The sequence below is a fragment of the Microcella flavibacter genome (assembly GCF_012530535.1).
Taxonomy (GTDB): Bacteria; Actinomycetota; Actinomycetes; order Actinomycetales; family Microbacteriaceae; genus Microcella; species Microcella flavibacter.
Genome location: NZ_CP051299.1, coordinates 1,549,351 through 1,565,643, shown reverse-complemented (window position 1 = coordinate 1,565,643; position 16,293 = coordinate 1,549,351). Strand labels below are relative to the sequence as shown.

The window sequence follows — 16,293 nt, the reverse complement described above, 5'->3', positions numbered from 1 at the left end:
CTAGAGGTGGGCGCCGAGCACGCGGTACGCGCGCTCGTGGTAGAGCAGCGGCTCGTCGGGCTCCCCGAGGGCGCCCTGCTCGATCTGCACCGCGATCATGGCGTTCTCGGCCACGTTCGTGCGCGCGACGATGCGGCCGAGCATCCAGGCCGTCACGTTCTTCAGCACCGGCAGCCCGTGCGGTCCCGGCTCCCAGTGGTCGCCGTCGAACCGCTCGGCGTTGGGGCCGGCCATGATGCGCGCCACCTCGAGGTCGCCCTCGCCGAGCATGTGGATGACGACGAGGTCGGTCTGCTCGATCGCGGGCCAGCTGCTGGCGATGCGGGCCATGTTGAAGGTGGCGAGCGGGGGCTCCGCCGCGAGCGAGGCGAGCGAGGTGGCGGTGAAGCCGACCGGCCGCCCCTCGGGGCTCAGCGCGGTGATGACGGCGACCCCGGCGGCGTGGCGGCGGAAGGCTTGGGCGAAGGCGTCGAATCCGGTGGCGTCGGCTGTCGTGGTCATCACGCAAGCATGCAACAGCCGAGGCGCTCGGCTATTCCCGAGCCGGCCCCCGATTAGGCTGATGCCGCCATGATCCAGACCCTCGATCTGCGCGGTCGCAGCCTCTCGACCGCCGACCTGCTCGCCCTCGTCCCGCGCTCCGCGAGCGACGTCGGCTCGGCGGTCGCCGTCGTCGACGCCCTCATCGCGGATGTGCGCGAGCGCGGCTCCGCGGCCCTGCTCGAGCAGGCCGAGCGCTTCGATCGCGTGCGGCCCCCGCACCTGCGCGTGCCGGCCGAGGCGCTCGCCGCCGCCGCCGCCCAGCTCGATCCGGCGGTGCGGGATGCCCTCGACGAGGCCATCACCCGGGTGCGGCGCGGCACGGCCGGCCAGGTGCCCCCGCCCGTGACCACCGAGGTGGCGCCGGGAGCGCGCATCGTGCAGCGCTGGGTTCCCGTCGCCCGCGTCGGCCTCTACGTGCCCGGCGGCAAGGCCGTCTACCCGTCGAGCGTCGTCATGAACGTCGTCGCGGCGCAGGTCGCGGGCGTGCGCTCGATCGCCCTCGCGAGCCCGGCCCAGGAGGCCTTCGGCGGCTCGGTGCACCCCACGATCCTCGCGGCCGCCCACCTGCTCGGCGTCGACGAGGTCTACGCCATGGGCGGCGCCGGCGCGATCGGCGCCCTCGCCCACGGCGTGCCCGACCTCGGCCTCGAGCCCGTGCAGGTCATCACCGGTCCCGGCAACCTCTTCGTCGCGACGGCGAAGCGCGCCGTGAACGGCGTCGTCGGCATCGACTCCGAGGCCGGCCCGACCGAGATCCTCGTCATCGCCGACCGCACGGCGAATCCGGCCTACGTCGTCGCCGACCTCGTGAGCCAGGCCGAGCACGACGAGCTCGCCGGCAGCGTGCTCGTCACCGACGACCTCGAGCTCGCGCGCGCTGTCGAGCGGCTGCTGCCCGCCGCGGTCGCCGCGGCGCACCACCGCGAGCGCATCACCACGAGCTTCGCCGGCCCGCAGTCGGCGATCGTGCTCGTCGACGACCTCGCGCAGGCGGTCGCCTTCAGCAACGCCTACGCGCCCGAGCACCTCGAGGTGCAGGTCGCCGACCCGGAGGCGCTGCTGCCGGCCCTCGAGAACGCCGGCGCCATCTTCGTCGGCGATCACACCCCGGTCAGCCTCGGCGACTACATCGCCGGCTCCAACCACGTGCTGCCGACGGGCGGCGCCGCGCGCTACTCCTCGGGGCTCGGGGCCTACACCTTCCTGCGCCCGCAGCAGATCGTCGAGTACGACCGCGCCGCGCTCTCCGTCGTCGCCGATCAGGTCTCGGCGCTGAGCGGGGCCGAGCAGCTGCCCGCGCACGGCCGCGCGGTGCAGGTGCGGTTCGACCCGGCGGCGGACGGCGGCCCGGCCGCCGGATCCGGCGCCGACGGCTAGGCTCGGGAACCATGCACTGCCCCTTCTGCCGGTACTCCGACAGCCGCGTCATCGACTCGCGCACGAGCGATGACGGGCTGAGCATCCGCCGACGCCGTCAGTGCCCCGAATGCGGTCGCCGCTTCTCGACGACCGAGACCGCGAGCCTCTCGGTCATCAAGCGCAACGGCTCGGTCGTCCCGTTCTCGCGCGAGAAGATCGTGGCCGGCGTGCGCAAAGCCTGCCAGGGCCGCCCCGTCACCGACGGCGACCTCGCCCTGCTCGCGCAGAAGGTCGAGGAGTCGCTGCGGGCGACCGGCGCCTCGCAGCTCGAGGCCAACGACATCGGGCTCGCCATCCTGCCCGAGCTGCGCGAGCTCGACGAGGTCGCGTTCCTCCGATTCGCGAGCGTCTACCAGGCCTTCGAGAACCTCGAGGACTTCGAGGCCGCGATCGCCCAGCTGCGCGTCGAGGACGCCGCGCGACCCGAGAAGGGCTGAGCAACGTGAGCGCGTACGACCTGCTGTTCCGCCAGGTCTTCGCCCGCATGGACCCGGAGCGCGCGCACCACGTCGCCGTCGCGGTCATCCGCGCCATCCCGCGCCTCGGCCTGACCGGTCTCGTGCGCCGCGCCACCCGGCCCGACCCGTCCCTCGCGGTCGAGACGCTCGGCCTGCGCTTCGAGTCGCCGTTCGGCGTCGCCGCCGGCTTCGACAAGAACGCCGAGAGCATCCGCGGGCTCTGGGCCCTCGGCTTCGGTCATGTCGAGATCGGCACCGTGACGGCGGTGCCGCAGGAGGGCAATCCGCGGCCGCGGCTCTTCCGCCTGATCGACGACCGCGCCGTCATCAACCGCATGGGCTTCAACAACGAGGGGGCCGCCCGGGCCGCCGAGCGCGTACGCCGCGAGTCCGTCCGCCGGCCCCGAGCGATCATCGGTGCGAACATCGGCAAGAGCCGCGTCGTCGCCGTGGAGGACGCCATCGCCGACTACCGCGAGTCGGCCCGGCTGCTCGCCCCCGTCGCCGACTACCTCGCCGTCAACGTCTCCTCGCCGAACACCCCCGGCCTGCGCGGCCTGCAGGACGAGGCGATGCTCGGCCCGCTGCTCGACGCCGTGCTCGAGGAGGCCGGCGCGACCCCGGTGCTCGTGAAGATCGCCCCCGATCTCGATGACGAGGCCGTCGAGGGCGTCGCGCGCCTCGCCGTCGCGAAGGGCCTGCGCGGCGTCATCGCGACGAACACGACGATCGCCCGCGAGGGGCTGCGCACCGATGCCTCGGTGGTGGATGCCGCCGGGGCGGGCGGACTGAGCGGCGCGCCGCTGCGGGCCCGCGCCCTCGAGGTGCTGCGCATCGTGCGCGCCGCGGTGCCCGCCGACTACTGCGTCATCGCCGTCGGGGGAGTGGACACCGCCGAGGACGTCGCCGAGCGGCTCGAGGCCGGCGCGACGCTCGTCCAGGGGTACACGGCGTTCCTCTATCGCGGGCCGGGCTGGGCGCGCGCGATCAACCGCGGGCTGGCGCGACGCACGGTCTCCGCCCGCGTCTGAGCGTCCACCCGGGTCCGAGCCGAGGGCTCGTCGACGGGGGAGCGCCGCGGCTCAGGCGGGAAACTCGCCGCGCTTGACCTGCGGCTTCGGCAGGCGCAGCACGCGCAGCTGCAGCGAGCGCATCGCCGCGTAGAAGCGCACCTTCTCGACGCGGTCCTTGCCGTACTTGCGGGCGAGCGCGCGGGTCACGAGCCAGCCGAGCACGGTGGAGTCGATGATGGCGACGAGGAAGAAGGCCCACAGGGCGAGCACCGCGTAGACGTCGAGGGTCGGGATGAAGGTGATGATGATGACGACGAACATCACCGGGATCATGAACTCGCCGAGGCTCCAGCGCGCGTCGACGTAGTCGCGCACGAACTTCTTCTGCGGCCCGCGGTCGCGCTGCGGCAGGTAGCGCTCCTCACCGGCGGCCATGCCGAGGCGGGCGCGCTCGCGGGCCTCGTTCATCTTCGCCCGGTGCGCCTTCGCCGCCTCCTTGCGGTCGTTCGGCACGAGCGGCCGCTTGCGGGCAGCCTCGCGCTCCTTGCGGCTGGGCGTCGGCCGGCCCTTGCCGGCGGCGATCGCCTCGGCGTGCGCGATGGCGTCGGCGCCGGCCTTCTCGGCGGCGCGGGGGGCGGACTTGGCGTTGTCTCGGGCGGCCACGGCGGCACATCCTTCCGGTGGGCGTGAGCTATAGATTACCGCCATGACGCTCGACGCCCGGCCCACGAGGCCCGCAACCCCCGCCGATCTCCTCGACCGCCTGCGCGACGCCGTGCGCGACGGACTGCCGGCGGCGATCGCCGATCTGTCGACGCTTGTCCGCATCCCCTCGGTCTCGTGGGACGGCTTCGACCCCGCGCACGTCGAGGCTTCGGCGGCCGAGGTCGCCCGCCTGCTCACCGAGCTCGAGGTCTTCGACACCGTCGTGGTCGACCGCGTCGAGATCCCCGGCACCGAGGGCGTGCTCGGCCAGCCCGCCGTCTTCGCGCGCCGCGCGGCCCGCGGCGGCAAGCCGACCATCCTGCTCTACGCGCACCACGACGTGCAGCCCCCCGGCGACGAGGCCGACTGGCAGACCCCGCCCTACGAGCCGACCGTGATCGGCGACAGGCTCTACGGCCGAGGCGCGGCCGACGACAAGGCGGGCGTCATCGCGCACGTCGCCGCCATCCGCGCGCTCGTCGAGACCTCGGGCGACCCCGAGCTCGGCATCGCCGTCTTCATCGAGGGGGAGGAGGAGTTCGGCTCGCGCTCCTTCGGCGCTCTGCTGGCAAAGCACCGCGACCTGCTCGCCGCCGACGTCATCGTCGTCGCCGACTCCGACAACTGGAACGTCACGACCCCCTCGCTCACCGTCGGCCTGCGCGGCAACGCCGCCTTCACCCTCACCGTCTCGACGCTCGGCCACGCCTCGCACTCCGGCATGTTCGGCGGTGCGGCCCCCGACGCGATGCTCGCCGCCGTGCGCCTGCTCGCGACGCTGCACGACGACGACGGCGCGGTCGCCGTCGAGGGGATGCGCGCCCACGAGCAGTCCGTCCCCGCCTTCGACGAGCAGCGTCTGCGCGAGGAGGCCGCCCTGCTCGAGGGCGTGCGCTCGATCGGCCGCGGCGAGATCCTGCACCGGCTCTGGGCGCAGCCCGCGATCACGGTCACCGGCATCGACGCCCCGAGCGTGAAGAACGCGTCCAACACCCTCCTGCCGAAGGTCTCGGTGAAGATCAGCGCTCGAGTCGCCCCCGGGCAGGACGCCCGCGAGGCCTTCGAGGCCATCCGCGCCCACCTCGAGGCGCACGTGCCCTTCGGCGCGCACCTCGAGTTCTCGAGCATCGACTGCGGCAACCCCTTCCTCGTGGACACGAGCGGCTGGGCCGTCGACGAGGCGCTCACCGCCATGCACGAGGCATGGGGGGAGGAGCCCCGGCTCGTCGGCGTGGGCGGATCGATCCCCTTCATCGCGCAGCTCAACGACACCTTCCCCGAGGCGCACGTGCTCGTCACGGGCGTGGAGGATCCCGACACGCGGGCCCACAGCCCGAACGAGTCGCTGCACCTGGGCGTACTGCACCGGGCCGTGCTCACCGAGGCCGTGCTGCTGGCCCGCCTCGGCGGTGCGGTCGACGCCGGCAGCGCATCCCGCGACGCCGAATAAAACGCCCCCGTCGGCTGTTCACCCTGACAGGGTGCCGACGTACACTGGCCCCCGACCGCCTACGCACCGAGGAGCGAACCCATGACCGACACCGCCATCTCCACCCACGGCGTCGCCCTGACCGACGCGGCCGCGTCGAAGGTCAAGAGCCTGCTCGAGCAGGAGGGCCGCGACGACCTGCGTCTGCGCCTCGCCGTGCAGCCCGGCGGCTGCTCGGGCCTGATCTACCAGCTGTACTTCGACGAGCGCATGCTCGACGGCGACATCGCGCGCGACTTCGACGGTGTCGAGGTCGTCGTCGACAAGATGAGCGTGCCCTACCTCGACGGCGCCTCGATCGACTTCGAGGACACCATCCAGAAGCAGGGCTTCACGATCGACAACCCCAACGCCGGCGGGTCCTGCGCCTGCGGCGACAGCTTCCACTAGGCGGCGGCGCGACGCGGGCCCCGGCCTGCGAATCGCCCGCGAACCGTGCGACCGGCGCGGGCATCCATCGAGCGGTGGATGCCCGCGCCGTCGCCGTTCGCGGGCCCGAGCACCCCGTTCGCATGCCGATTCTCACGCCTGTTTCGGAGCGTCGCCGGGAAGGCCGGGGGATGCGGGTGACGTAGACTGAAGCCCGTTCCACAATCCGTCTTCCCTCCGAGAGGCCCCCGGTGCGCTCCAACCGTCGACTCCGCATGGCGGCGATCCCCCTCGCCATCGTGACCACCCTCGTTCTCGCCGCGTGCACCCCCCAGCAGACGCTGGGCTGGCTGCCGACGGAGCCCGGGACGACGAACCAGGTGGACCGCGTCATCGGCCTCTGGACCACCTCGTGGATCGTGCTCCTCGTCGTGGGCGCCATCACGTGGGGCCTCATCATCTGGGCCGCCATCGTCTACCGCCGCCGCAAGGGCCAGACGGGCCTGCCGGTGCAGCTGCGCTACAACATGCCGATCGAGATCCTCTACACGGTGATCCCGCTCATCCTCGTGATCGGCTTCTTCGCCTTCACCGCGCGCGACCAGGCCGCGATCGAGGAGCCCCTCGCCGACCCCGACGTGCAGATCGAGGTCTACGGCAAGCGCTGGGCCTGGGACTTCAACTACCTGACCGACGACGTCTACTACCAGGGCATCCAGGCGCAGGAGGGCGAGAACGGGATCACTTTCGACTCGCTGCCGACCCTGTACCTGCCGGTCGGCCAGAAGGTCGAGATCAAGATCGAGTCGCGCGACGTGCTGCACTCCTTCTGGATCGTGGACTTCCTCTACAAGAAGGACATGGTCCCCGCGAAGTCCAACTACTGGTACTTCATCCCTGAGAAGGAGGGCTCGTACCAGGGCAAGTGCGCCGAGCTCTGCGGCGAGTACCACTCGCTCATGCTGTTCAACGTCGAGGTCGTCTCCGTCGAGGAGTACGAGGCCTACACCGCCTCGCTGCGCGACGCGGGCAACGAGGGCCGACTCGGCGTAGAGTTCAACACTAACCAGAACCTGCCGGGCACCACCGGCGCCAGCGAAGAGGAGTAGTCGGCACATGACGACGACCGCACCGCGTCCTACCGTCGGCACCGAGCCGGGCTACAGCCGCCCGGGTGTCGAGAGGAAGGGCAACGTCTTCGTCGGCTGGATCACCTCCACCGACCACAAGACCATCGGGTACATGTACCTGATCACCTCCTTCATCTACTTCCTCGTCGGCGGCGTCATGGCGCTCGTCATCCGCGCGCAGCTCTTCGCGCCGGGCCTCGAGATCGTGGCCACGAAGGAGCAGTACAACCAGCTCTTCACGATGCACGGCACGATCATGCTGCTGATGTTCGCGACGCCGCTCTTCGCCGGCTTCGCCAACGTGCTCATGCCGCTGCAGATCGGCGCCCCCGACGTCGCGTTCCCGCGCCTCAACGCCTTCGCGTACTGGCTCTACTCCTTCGGCTCGCTCATCGCCGTCGCCGGCTTCTTCACCCCGCAGGGCGCGGCCTCGTTCGGCTGGTTCGCCTACGCCCCGCTGTCCAGTCAGACCTTCTCACCAGGGCTCGGCGGCAACCTCTGGGTCTTCGGTCTCATCATGAGCGGATTCGGCACCATCCTCGGCGCCGTGAACTTCATCACGACGATCATCTGCATGCGCGCTCCCGGGATGACGATGTGGCGCATGCCGATCTTCACGTGGAACACCCTCGTCACCTCGCTGCTCGTGCTCATGGCCTTCCCCGTGCTCGCCGCCGCGCTCTTCGCACTCGGCTCCGACCGCGTGTTCGGCTCGCACTTCTTCGACCCGGCCAACGGCGGCGCGATCCTCTGGCAGCACCTGTTCTGGTTCTTCGGGCACCCCGAGGTGTACATCATCGCGCTGCCGTTCTTCGGCATCGTCTCCGAGATCCTCCCGGTGTTCAGCCGCAAGCCGATCTTCGGCTACAAGACGCTCGTCTACGCGACCATCGCGATCGCCGCCCTCTCGATGACCGTGTGGGCGCACCACATGTACGTCACCGGCTCGGTGCTTCTGCCCTTCTTCTCGCTCATGACGATGCTCATCGCGGTGCCGACGGGCGTGAAGATCTTCAACTGGGTCGGCACGATGTGGCGCGGTTCGGTCACCTTCGAGACACCCATGATGTGGTCGATCGGCTTCCTCATCACCTTCGTCTTCGGCGGCCTCACCGGCGTCATCCTCGCCTCGCCGCCGCTCGACTTCGCGGTCTCCGACTCCTACTTCGTCGTCGCGCACTTCCACTACGTCGTCTTCGGCACGGTCGTGTTCGCGATGTTCGCGGGCTTCTACTTCTGGTGGCCGAAGTGGACGGGCAAGATGCTCAACGAGCGCCTCGGTCAGATCCACTTCTGGACGCTGTTCGTGGGCTTCCACACGACGTTCCTCATCCAGCACTGGCTGGGCGTCGTGGGGATGCCCCGTCGCTACGCGACCTACGCGGTCGAGGACGGCTTCACCTGGATGAACCAGCTGTCGACCTTCGGGGCGTTCCTGCTCGCGGCTTCGATGATCCCGTTCCTCCTGAACGTCTACATCACCGCGCGCCGTGCACCCAAGGTGACCGTGAATGACCCGTGGGGCTACGGCCGCTCGCTCGAGTGGGCCACCTCGTGCCCGCCGCCGCGCCACAACTTCACCTCGATCCCGCGCATCCGCTCGGAGTCGCCCGCGTTCGACCTCAACCACCCGGAGGCCGGCATCCCCGTCGGCATCGGGCCGGCGAAGGACGCCCCGGACGCCCCCACGTACGACCTCGGCGACGAGAAGGTGAAGTGAGCTGACCCATGAAGACCAACATCAACCTGTTCTGGGTCCTCGCGGTCTTCTTCGTCGCGCTGGCCGCGGTCTACGTCACCTGGGCGATCATCGACACCGGTCAGGTGGAGTGGGTGGGCACGCTCGGCATCGGCCTCAGCGCCGTGCTGTCGCTGTTCATCGCCTTCTACCTGCGGCTCGCCAACCGATCCATCGGCGGCACGCTGCCGGAGGACCGCCTCGACGCCGACATCGATGACGGCGACGCCGAGCTCGGCTACTTCTCGCCGTGGAGTTGGTGGCCGGTGTTCCTCGCCGGTGGTGCCGCGCTCGTCTTCCTCGGTCTCGCGACCGGCATCTGGATCACGTACTACGCCATCCCGCTCGCCCTCATCGCGATCGTCGGCTGGACGTACGAGTACTACCGCGGCAACTTCGCCCGCTGATGGTCGTCCGCGCAGCGCGGGCCGCCGATGCGGACGCCGTCTTCGCCCTCGTGCAGCAGTTGGGTGCGGCATTCGTGCCCGTGCGCGGCGCCTTCGATGCGAGCTTCACGGCCGCGGTCGGGGCGGGCGAGGACGCCGACCTCTTCCTGCTCGTCGCCGAGGATGCGGAGGGCGCGGTTTTGGGCTACGCCCTGACGACAGTCGCCCGTCTGCTGTCGACCAACGGCATGTCGGCCCAGCTGCAGGAGATCGCGGTCGACGCCTCCGCTCGCGGTCAGGATCTCGGCACCGAGCTCGTCCACGCCGTCGAGGCGGAGTGCATCCGCCGCGGCGTGCGCCAGATCACCGTCGCGAGCCGTCGCGCCGGCGGGTTCTACGACCGCCTCGGCTACAGCCAGAACGCGGAGTACATGCGTCGCGTCTTCTGACGCTCCGCCCGCACTCCGTCCCGTCGTCCGACGTGGCCCGACGCCTCAGCCCGTCACCTCTGACAGCTGCGCGATCGTGCGGTCGGGCGCCGGGTACCCGGCCGGCCACGAGCGGCCGCGCGGCAGCCACACGCCCTGCAGGCCGGCGCGCTGCGCGCCGATGATGTCCCAGGGGTGGCAGGCGACGAGCGCCGTCTGCTCGGGCATGACGCCGAGCCGGTCGCAGGCACCGAGGTAGGCCTCGGCGTGCGGCTTCCACGTGCGCGTGCCGTCGACGCTGATCAGGCCGATGCCCTCGCCCGCGAGGCCGAGGCGCTCGAGCAGGCCCGCGGCGATCGCGGGGGAGCCGTTCGTGAGCGTCGCGACGCCGAGGCCGGCCTCGATCATGCTGCGGATGCCCGGCTCGACGTCGTCGTGGGCGGGCAGACCCGCCACCACCCCGGGCAGCTCCTGCTGCATCGACTCCCCGGCGTCGGCGTCGATGTGCGCGGCCGCGAGATCCGACAGTGCGGAGGCCCCGAGCGGGCCGAACGATGCCGGCAGCCCGGCGAGCGAGGCGGCGAAGCCGTCGCGCAGCACGGCCGCGAGCCAGGCCGACGCCGAGCCGGCGGGCAGGCCGTGGCCGCGCATCCACTCGTCGACGGGGCGCAGGTCGGTCAGCGTCTCGTTGACGTCGAGGAGGACGGTGGTGAGGGGTGCGGGGCTCATGCGTTCACGCTACGCGCTGCGGCGCCGCGCTGCCACGGGAACGACGACGGCCCCGCCCTCCCGGAGGAGGAGCGGGGCCGTCGAGGTGCTGCTGGTCAGTGCCGAGCGGGTCAGTGCTTCTGCGACTCGATCTCGTTCTGCGTGACGGGCGCGATGCGGTCCTCGAAGAACCAGCGCGACAGGCCGGCACGCACCCGCTGACGGGCCGTGATGCGGCCACGGGCGTCGGGGCGCACGACGAGCGGCTGGTACTCCTCGAAGCTCACGAGCTTCCAGCGCTCGTAGTCGTCGAGCTGCTCGTGCACCTCGATGTACTCGCCACCGGGCAGACGCACGATGCGACCGGACTCGAAGCCGTGGAGGGCGATCTCGCGGTCCTTGCGCATGAGCGCCAGGCAGACGCGCTTCGTGACGAAGTAGGCGACGATCGGGCCGAAGACGGTCACCATCTGCAGAGCGAAGATGACGCCTTCGATCGTGAGCCGGAAGTGCGTCGCGATGATGTCGGAGCTCGCCGCGGCCCAGAGGCCCGCGTAGAACGTGACGCCGGCCGCGCCGATGGCGGTGCGGGTGGGGGCGTTGCGCGGGCGGTCGGCGATGTGGTGCTCGCGACGGTCGCCCGTGACCCAGGCCTCGAGGAACGGGTAGGCGGCGACGACCGCGAGGAAGACCAGGAGCCCGACGAGCGGGATCAGGATGTTCCACGAGAACGTGTAGCCGAGGATGACCGACTCGAGGTGCGGCGGGATGAGCCGCAGGGCGCCGTCGGCGAATCCGATGTACCAGTCGGGTTGCGTGCCCGCCGACACCGGGGACGGGTCGTAGGGGCCGTAGTTCCAGATCGGATTGATCGTGAAGAGCGAGGCGATGAGCACGATGACGCCGAAGACGAGGAAGAAGAACCCGCCGGCCTTGGCCGCGAACACCGGCATGATGGGTGCGCCGACGACGTTGTCGTTGGTGCGACCGGGGGCCGCGAACTGCGTGTGCTTGTTGACGATGAGCAGCACCATGTGCGCCCCGATGAGGGCGATCAGGATGGCCGGCAGCAGCAGGATATGCAGGACGTAGAGGCGGGGGATGATATCCGTGCCCGGAAATTCGTTCCCGAACAGCAGGTAGGAGATCCAGGCGCCGGCGAGCGGGACCGCCTTGATCATGCCGTCGATGATGCGCAGGCCGTTGCCCGAGAGCAGGTCGTCGGGGAGCGAGTAGCCCGTGAAGCCGAGCGCCATGGCGAGCACGAACAGCAGGAAGCCGATGACCCAGTTGAGCTCGCGCGGCTTGCGGAAGGCGCCGGTGAAGAAGACGCGCAGCATGTGCAGGCCGATCGAGGCCACGAACAGCAGTGCCGCCCAGTGATGCACCTGGCGCATGAGCAGGCCGCCCCGGATCTCGAACGAGATATCGAGGGAGGAGTGGTACGCCACCGACATCGGGATGCCGTTGAGCGGCAGGTAAGAGCCCTCGTACTCGACCTCCGTCATCGACGGGTCGAAGAAGAAGGTCAGGAAGGTTCCGCTCAGGAGGATGACGACGAAGCTGTACAGCGCCACCTCGCCGAGCATGAACGACCAGTGGTCGGGGAAGATCTTGCGCCCCAGCGCCTTGACCGCCGTGGAGGCGCTCGTGCGCTCGTCAATGTAGTTGGCCGCCCACCCGGTGAACCGCATGCCGCGCGAGGGCGCGGGGGCGGCGGAGGTGGAGGGCTCCGTGATGGTGCTCACAGTTCACGCTCCCAGAAGCTCGGACCCACAGGTTCGGTGAAATCGCTCGTCGCGATGAGATAACCCTCGTCGTCCACGCTGATCGGGAGCTGGGGAAGAGGACGGGCCGCCGGTCCGAAGATGACCGCCGCGTGGTTCGCGACGTCGAACTCGGACTGGTGGCAGGGGCACAGCAGAGTGTGGGTCTGCTGCTCGTACAGCGCGACGGGGCATCCGACGTGCGTGCAGATCTTGGAATAGGCGACGATGCCGTCGTAGGACCAGGAGCGGCGATCCTCGGTCTCGTTGAGGCGGTCGATCGGGAGGCGCATGAGGAGGACGGCGGCCTTGGCCTTCTCCTCCAGGCGGTGCGACTCGAGCTGCGCGAGGCCGTCGGGGATGACATGGAACGCCGACCCGATCGTGACCTCGGAGGCGAGGATGGGCGTGCCCGAGGGGTCGCGCGCAAGCCGCGTGCCGGCCTCCCACATGGTCTGGCGCAGCAGGCCGACCGGGTCCTCCGCCGGCGCGAGGTCGCGGAACAGGACGACCGCCGGGATGGGCGTGGCCACGATGGCGCCGATGAGGGTGTTGCGCACGAGGCTGCGGCGGGTGAAGCCCGACTCCTTGTTGCTCTCGGAGAAGATCTCGAGCGCCTTGGCGCGCGTCTCGTCGTCGCCGCGGGTCGGGTGGCGCTGCTCGACCAGCTCGTGGCCGTGCATGAGCGCCTTAGACCAGTGCACCGCGCCGATGCCGATGCCGAGCAGGCCCAGGGTGATGCCGAGACCCAGGAAGAGGTTGTTGAGGCGGATGGTGCTCGGGTCGGCCTCGTCGATCGGGAAGGCGATGTACGCGACGACCGCGAGCACGCTGCCGACGACCGAGAGCAGGAAGAGTCCGCTCACGGTGCGCTCGGCCTGCCTCTCCTTCGCCGGGTCCATGTCGGTGACCCGGAGGCGCTCCGCCGGGAAGCCGGGGTTGGGGACGCGGTCGGTCCGTGCGACGGCGACGCCCGAGGAGGGAGCGGCGCTCTCGCGCCGCTCGACAGCCGTCTCGGCGGCGTCGCTCTGCGCAGCGCCGTCGTGGGGGTCCGCCATTATCGTTCCTTCCTCGTGCGACCCACGGGTCGTCAGTTCGACTTCGCGGTCAGCCAGATGGTCACGGCGATGAGGCCGCCGAGACCGAAGATCCAGATGAAGAGGCCCTCCGACACCGGCCCGAGGCTTCCCAGGTCGATGCCGCCGACCGAGGGGTTCTCCTCGAGGTAGGTGAGGTAGGTGATGATGTCGTTCTTCTCCTCGGGCGTGAGGTTCAGGTCGCTGAACACGGGCATGTTCTGCGGACCGGTCACCATGGCGCCGTAGATGTGGACGGGGTCGACCCCGGCGAGGCTGGGGGCGTACTTGCCCTCGGTGAGCGCGCCGCCCGCGCCGGCCACGTTGTGGCACATGGCGCAGTTGACGCGGAAGAGCTCCGCGCCGATCGCGGCGTCGCCGTCGCCGGCGATGTACTCATCGGCGGGGATCGCCGGGCCCGGGCCGAGCTGGGCGACCCAGGCGCCCATGGCGTCGATCTGATCCTGCGTGAACTGGACGGGTTTGACCTCGGCCTGGGGGCCGGAGGCTGCCATGGGCATGCGGCCGGTTCCGACCTGGAAGTCCACGGCGAGAGCGCCCACGCCCACGAGGCTCGGGCCGGTCTCGGCGCCCTGGCCCTGCAGACCGTGGCAGCTGGCGCAGTTGGCGGCGAACAGCTTGCCGCCCTCATCGACCATCTTGGTGCTCGCGGTGGTCGACTCGGCGGTTGCAGTCGTCGTCGCGACCGCGTAGGCGCCGCCGGTCGCAAGCAGGCCGATGACGAGCAGGGCTGCGGCCACGAGCGGATGCCGTCGACCGGTGCGTCGTGTCGGCGCCGCCGCGGAGGAGGAGGAAGAGGAGGGTGCCATGGGGAGTGCGTCTCGTTTCCGTTGCTTACTGGAGGACGTAGATGACGATGAAGAGACCGATCCAGACCACGTCGACGAAGTGCCAGTAGTACGACACGACGATCGCGCTCATGGCGTCGCGGTGGGTGAACACCTTGACGGCGTACGCGCGGCCGATGACGAGGAGGAAGGCGATGAGACCGCCGGTCACATGCAGGCCGTGGAAGCCCGTGGTGAGGTAGAAGGACGAGCCGAAGGCGTCCGAGGTGAGCGTGACGGATTCACTGACGAGGATCGCGTATTCGTAGACCTGGCCGACGACGAAGACCGCGCCCATCGCGAACGTCAGGAAGAACCACTCGACCATGCCCCACTGCGTCGGCTTCCAGCCCGTGCGCCGCGGCTGCAAGCGCTCGGCGGCGAACACGCCGAACTGGGCGGTGACCGAGGAGAGCACGAGGATGGTGGTGTTCACCGCCGCGAAGGGGACGTTGAACAACTCCGTGCCCGCCTCCCACAGCTCCGGCGAGGTGGATCGCAGGGTGAAGTAGATCGCGAAGAGGCCGGCGAAGAACATGACTTCGCTGCCCAGCCACACGATCGTGCCGACCGCGACGGTATTCGGGCGGTTGATCGTGGGAGCGCTGAGCGAGCTCGAGAGAGAGGTGCTGGTCACTCGTCCATTATGACCGATGATCCTGGAAGTTCTTGCCCGACGACATGCCTTCTCGCGGTGATTGGCTAGCCTTCTCACATGTCCGCCACCCCGACCTGGCCCGCGCTGCTCACCCGATTGCTGGAGCGGCAGGATCTGTCGATCGCCGAGTCCAGCTGGGCCATGGAGCAGGTCATGGCGGGGGAGGCGACACCGGTTCAGCTGGCGGGGTTCCTGGTGGCGCTGCGGGCCAAGGGCGAGACGATCGATGAGATCGTCGGGTTCCGGGATGCTGCTCTCGCGCACGCGCTGCCGGTGGGCATCCCGGCCATGGTGCTCGACATCGTCGGAACCGGCGGCGACCCCTACGGCGCCGTGGTCAACGTCTCCTCGGTGGCGTCGATCGTCGCGGCGGCCGCCGGCGTACCGGTGGCCAAGCACGGCAACCGCGCAGCGAGCAGCGCCTCGGGCGCCTCCGACGTGCTGGGCGCTCTCGGCATCGCCCTCGACCTCGAGCCGGATCGGCTGGCACGCGTCTTCGACGAGGTCGGGCTCACGTACCTCAACGCGGCCGTGCTGCACCCCGGGTTCCGGCATGCCGGCGCGGCGCGGCGCGAGCTCGGCGTCTCGACCCTGTTCAACGTGCTCGGCCCGCTCGTCAACCCGGCGCGGCCCGAGGCCAGCGCGGTCGGTGTCGCGAGCCTCGAGCGGGTGCCGCTCATCGTCGGCGTGTTCCGCACGCGCGGGGCGACGGCGCTCGTCTACCGCGGGGACGACGGCATCGACAAGCTCACCACGACGGGGCACAGCCACGTGTGGGAGGTGTCGCGCGGCGCCGTGACCGAGCACGACATCGACCCGCGCGATCTCGGCATCGCCTACAGCAGCATCGCCGACATCCTCGGCGAGGGGCCGGAGCACAACGCCGCGATCGCGCGCCGGGTGCTGGTGGGGGAGCCCGGCGCCGTGCGCGACATCGTGCTGCTCAACGCGGCGGCGGGGCTGGTGTCGTGGCGGCTCGCGCAGGATCCGGCGCAGGTCTCGCGGCCGCTCGTCGAGCGCCTGCGCGAGCAGATGGCGGTCGCGGCCGAGTCGATCGACTCGGGCGCCGCGGCCGGGAAGCTTGCGGCGTGGGCCGCGGCCACCCAGCGCTGAGCATCCCTTCGCCGGTCATCGACGGCGCGCGGCCGCTCAGTCGAGCGGATCGTGGCCGCAGTTCATGAGCGAGTACCGCCACCGCGTCTCGCTGACGTCGCCCTGGGGGCGCTGGGCGAGGTGCCGGCGGACGTAGCCGACGACCTTCCGCATGTGGGCGCGGTCGGCCTCGGTGAGGTCGGCCTTCTTGGTGCGCAGGATCTCGACGATGCGCCGGCCGCTGCGATGCCCGGTCGACTCGCCGCCGTCGGACTGCCCGACGGAGCGGGACTCCTCGGTGTCGAGCCAGCGCTCGAGCTCGGCGGGGGCCATGGTCACGACCTCGCGGAACTCGGTCTCGGTCGTCGTGTCGTCGTCGTCGCTCATGCCTCCAGGGTGCTCGCCCGGCGCGGCGGGGTCGAGCCCGCTCCCGGCCGCCTCCCAGCGGGGGGCTGGACGCCGGCCGA

Annotated in this window: 18 protein-coding genes; 10 read left to right on the top strand and 8 right to left on the bottom strand. The window is 70.5% G+C overall.

Features of this window, described 5'->3' with window-relative positions:
- Complete coding sequence (locus HGB54_RS07435) at window positions 1-501, bottom strand: flavin reductase family protein (RefSeq protein ID WP_168915875.1); 501 nt, start codon at window positions 499-501, stop codon at window positions 1-3.
- A 69-nt stretch (window positions 502-570) separates the two neighbouring features.
- Here HGB54_RS07435 and hisD point away from each other — a divergent pair, with 69 nt between their 5' ends.
- From hisD to HGB54_RS07420, 3 genes are read left to right on the top strand one after another with little or no spacing between them, the layout of a single operon-like run.
- A complete protein-coding gene (gene hisD / locus HGB54_RS07430) occupies window positions 571-1,920 on the top strand; it encodes a histidinol dehydrogenase (protein WP_168915874.1) in 1,350 nt (449 codons plus the stop codon).
- Window positions 1,921-1,931: 11 nt separating this feature from the next.
- Window positions 1,932-2,399, top strand: a complete 468-nt coding sequence (gene nrdR, locus HGB54_RS07425) for a transcriptional regulator NrdR (RefSeq protein WP_168915873.1) — start codon at window positions 1,932-1,934, stop codon at window positions 2,397-2,399.
- Between the two features lie 5 nt (window positions 2,400-2,404).
- Window positions 2,405-3,451, top strand: a complete 1,047-nt coding sequence (locus HGB54_RS07420; RefSeq protein WP_168915872.1) for a quinone-dependent dihydroorotate dehydrogenase — start codon at window positions 2,405-2,407, stop codon at window positions 3,449-3,451.
- A gap of 51 nt (window positions 3,452-3,502) precedes the next feature.
- On the opposite strand, the gene HGB54_RS07415 is transcribed toward HGB54_RS07420, so the two are convergent.
- Window positions 3,503-4,096 carry a DUF3043 domain-containing protein gene (locus HGB54_RS07415; RefSeq protein ID WP_228545729.1) on the bottom strand — a complete coding sequence of 198 codons (594 nt, stop codon included), beginning with the start codon at window positions 4,094-4,096 and terminating at the stop codon, window positions 3,503-3,505.
- Window positions 4,097-4,139: 43 nt separating this feature from the next.
- On the opposite strand from HGB54_RS07415, the gene HGB54_RS07410 reads away from it, so the two are divergent.
- The 6 genes from HGB54_RS07410 to HGB54_RS07385 all read left to right on the top strand — a co-directional run bounded on the left by HGB54_RS07410 (window position 4,140) and on the right by HGB54_RS07385 (window position 9,699).
- On the top strand, window positions 4,140-5,588 hold the full coding sequence (locus HGB54_RS07410) for a dipeptidase (protein ID WP_168915870.1): 1,449 nt from the start codon (window positions 4,140-4,142) through the stop codon (window positions 5,586-5,588).
- An 81-nt stretch (window positions 5,589-5,669) separates the two neighbouring features.
- Window positions 5,670-6,017, top strand: coding sequence for a HesB/IscA family protein (locus HGB54_RS07405; protein ID WP_168915869.1), 348 nt, complete (start codon window positions 5,670-5,672; stop codon window positions 6,015-6,017).
- 230 nt (window positions 6,018-6,247) lie between these two features.
- Complete coding sequence (ctaC, locus tag HGB54_RS07400) at window positions 6,248-7,105, top strand: aa3-type cytochrome oxidase subunit II (protein WP_456085601.1); 858 nt, start codon at window positions 6,248-6,250, stop codon at window positions 7,103-7,105.
- A gap of 7 nt (window positions 7,106-7,112) precedes the next feature.
- Complete coding sequence (ctaD, locus tag HGB54_RS07395) at window positions 7,113-8,846, top strand: aa3-type cytochrome oxidase subunit I (RefSeq protein WP_168915867.1); 1,734 nt, start codon at window positions 7,113-7,115, stop codon at window positions 8,844-8,846.
- Between the two features lie 8 nt (window positions 8,847-8,854).
- Window positions 8,855-9,271, top strand: coding sequence for a cytochrome c oxidase subunit 4 (locus HGB54_RS07390; protein ID WP_168915866.1), 417 nt, complete (start codon window positions 8,855-8,857; stop codon window positions 9,269-9,271).
- Window positions 9,271-9,699 (top strand): GNAT family N-acetyltransferase, encoded by a 429-nt coding sequence (locus HGB54_RS07385; protein WP_168915865.1) that lies wholly within the window; start codon window positions 9,271-9,273, stop codon window positions 9,697-9,699. The genes HGB54_RS07390 and HGB54_RS07385 overlap by 1 nt, the downstream gene beginning before the upstream one ends.
- 45 nt (window positions 9,700-9,744) lie before the next feature.
- Here the strand turns inward: HGB54_RS07385 and HGB54_RS07380 are convergent, their stop codons facing one another.
- The 5 genes from HGB54_RS07380 to ctaE all read right to left on the bottom strand — a co-directional run bounded on the left by HGB54_RS07380 (window position 9,745) and on the right by ctaE (window position 14,713).
- Entirely contained in the window at window positions 9,745-10,407 is a 663-nt protein-coding gene (locus HGB54_RS07380) for an HAD family hydrolase (RefSeq protein ID WP_168915864.1), read from the bottom strand.
- Window positions 10,408-10,517: 110 nt separating this feature from the next.
- A complete protein-coding gene (gene qcrB / locus HGB54_RS07375) occupies window positions 10,518-12,080 on the bottom strand; it encodes a cytochrome bc1 complex cytochrome b subunit (RefSeq protein WP_168916881.1) in 1,563 nt (520 codons plus the stop codon).
- 50 nt (window positions 12,081-12,130) lie between these two features.
- Window positions 12,131-13,210, bottom strand: a complete 1,080-nt coding sequence (gene qcrA, locus HGB54_RS07370) for a cytochrome bc1 complex Rieske iron-sulfur subunit (protein WP_168915863.1) — start codon at window positions 13,208-13,210, stop codon at window positions 12,131-12,133.
- A 32-nt stretch (window positions 13,211-13,242) separates the two neighbouring features.
- Complete coding sequence (gene qcrC, locus HGB54_RS07365; RefSeq protein WP_168915862.1) at window positions 13,243-14,058, bottom strand: cytochrome bc1 complex diheme cytochrome c subunit; 816 nt, start codon at window positions 14,056-14,058, stop codon at window positions 13,243-13,245.
- Between the two features lie 25 nt (window positions 14,059-14,083).
- Window positions 14,084-14,713: an aa3-type cytochrome oxidase subunit III gene (ctaE, locus tag HGB54_RS07360; protein WP_168915861.1), complete on the bottom strand. Its 630-nt coding sequence runs from the start codon at window positions 14,711-14,713 to the stop codon at window positions 14,084-14,086.
- A 78-nt stretch (window positions 14,714-14,791) separates the two neighbouring features.
- On the opposite strand from ctaE, the gene trpD reads away from it, so the two are divergent.
- Window positions 14,792-15,847 carry an anthranilate phosphoribosyltransferase gene (gene trpD, locus HGB54_RS07355; protein WP_168915860.1) on the top strand — a complete coding sequence of 352 codons (1,056 nt, stop codon included), beginning with the start codon at window positions 14,792-14,794 and terminating at the stop codon, window positions 15,845-15,847.
- A gap of 36 nt (window positions 15,848-15,883) precedes the next feature.
- On the opposite strand, the gene HGB54_RS07350 is transcribed toward trpD, so the two are convergent.
- The gene (locus HGB54_RS07350; protein WP_168915859.1) at window positions 15,884-16,213 is read right to left on the bottom strand and encodes a DUF3140 domain-containing protein; all 330 of its coding nucleotides are present in this window, start codon (window positions 16,211-16,213) and stop codon (window positions 15,884-15,886) included.
- Window positions 16,214-16,293 lie beyond the last annotated feature (80 nt).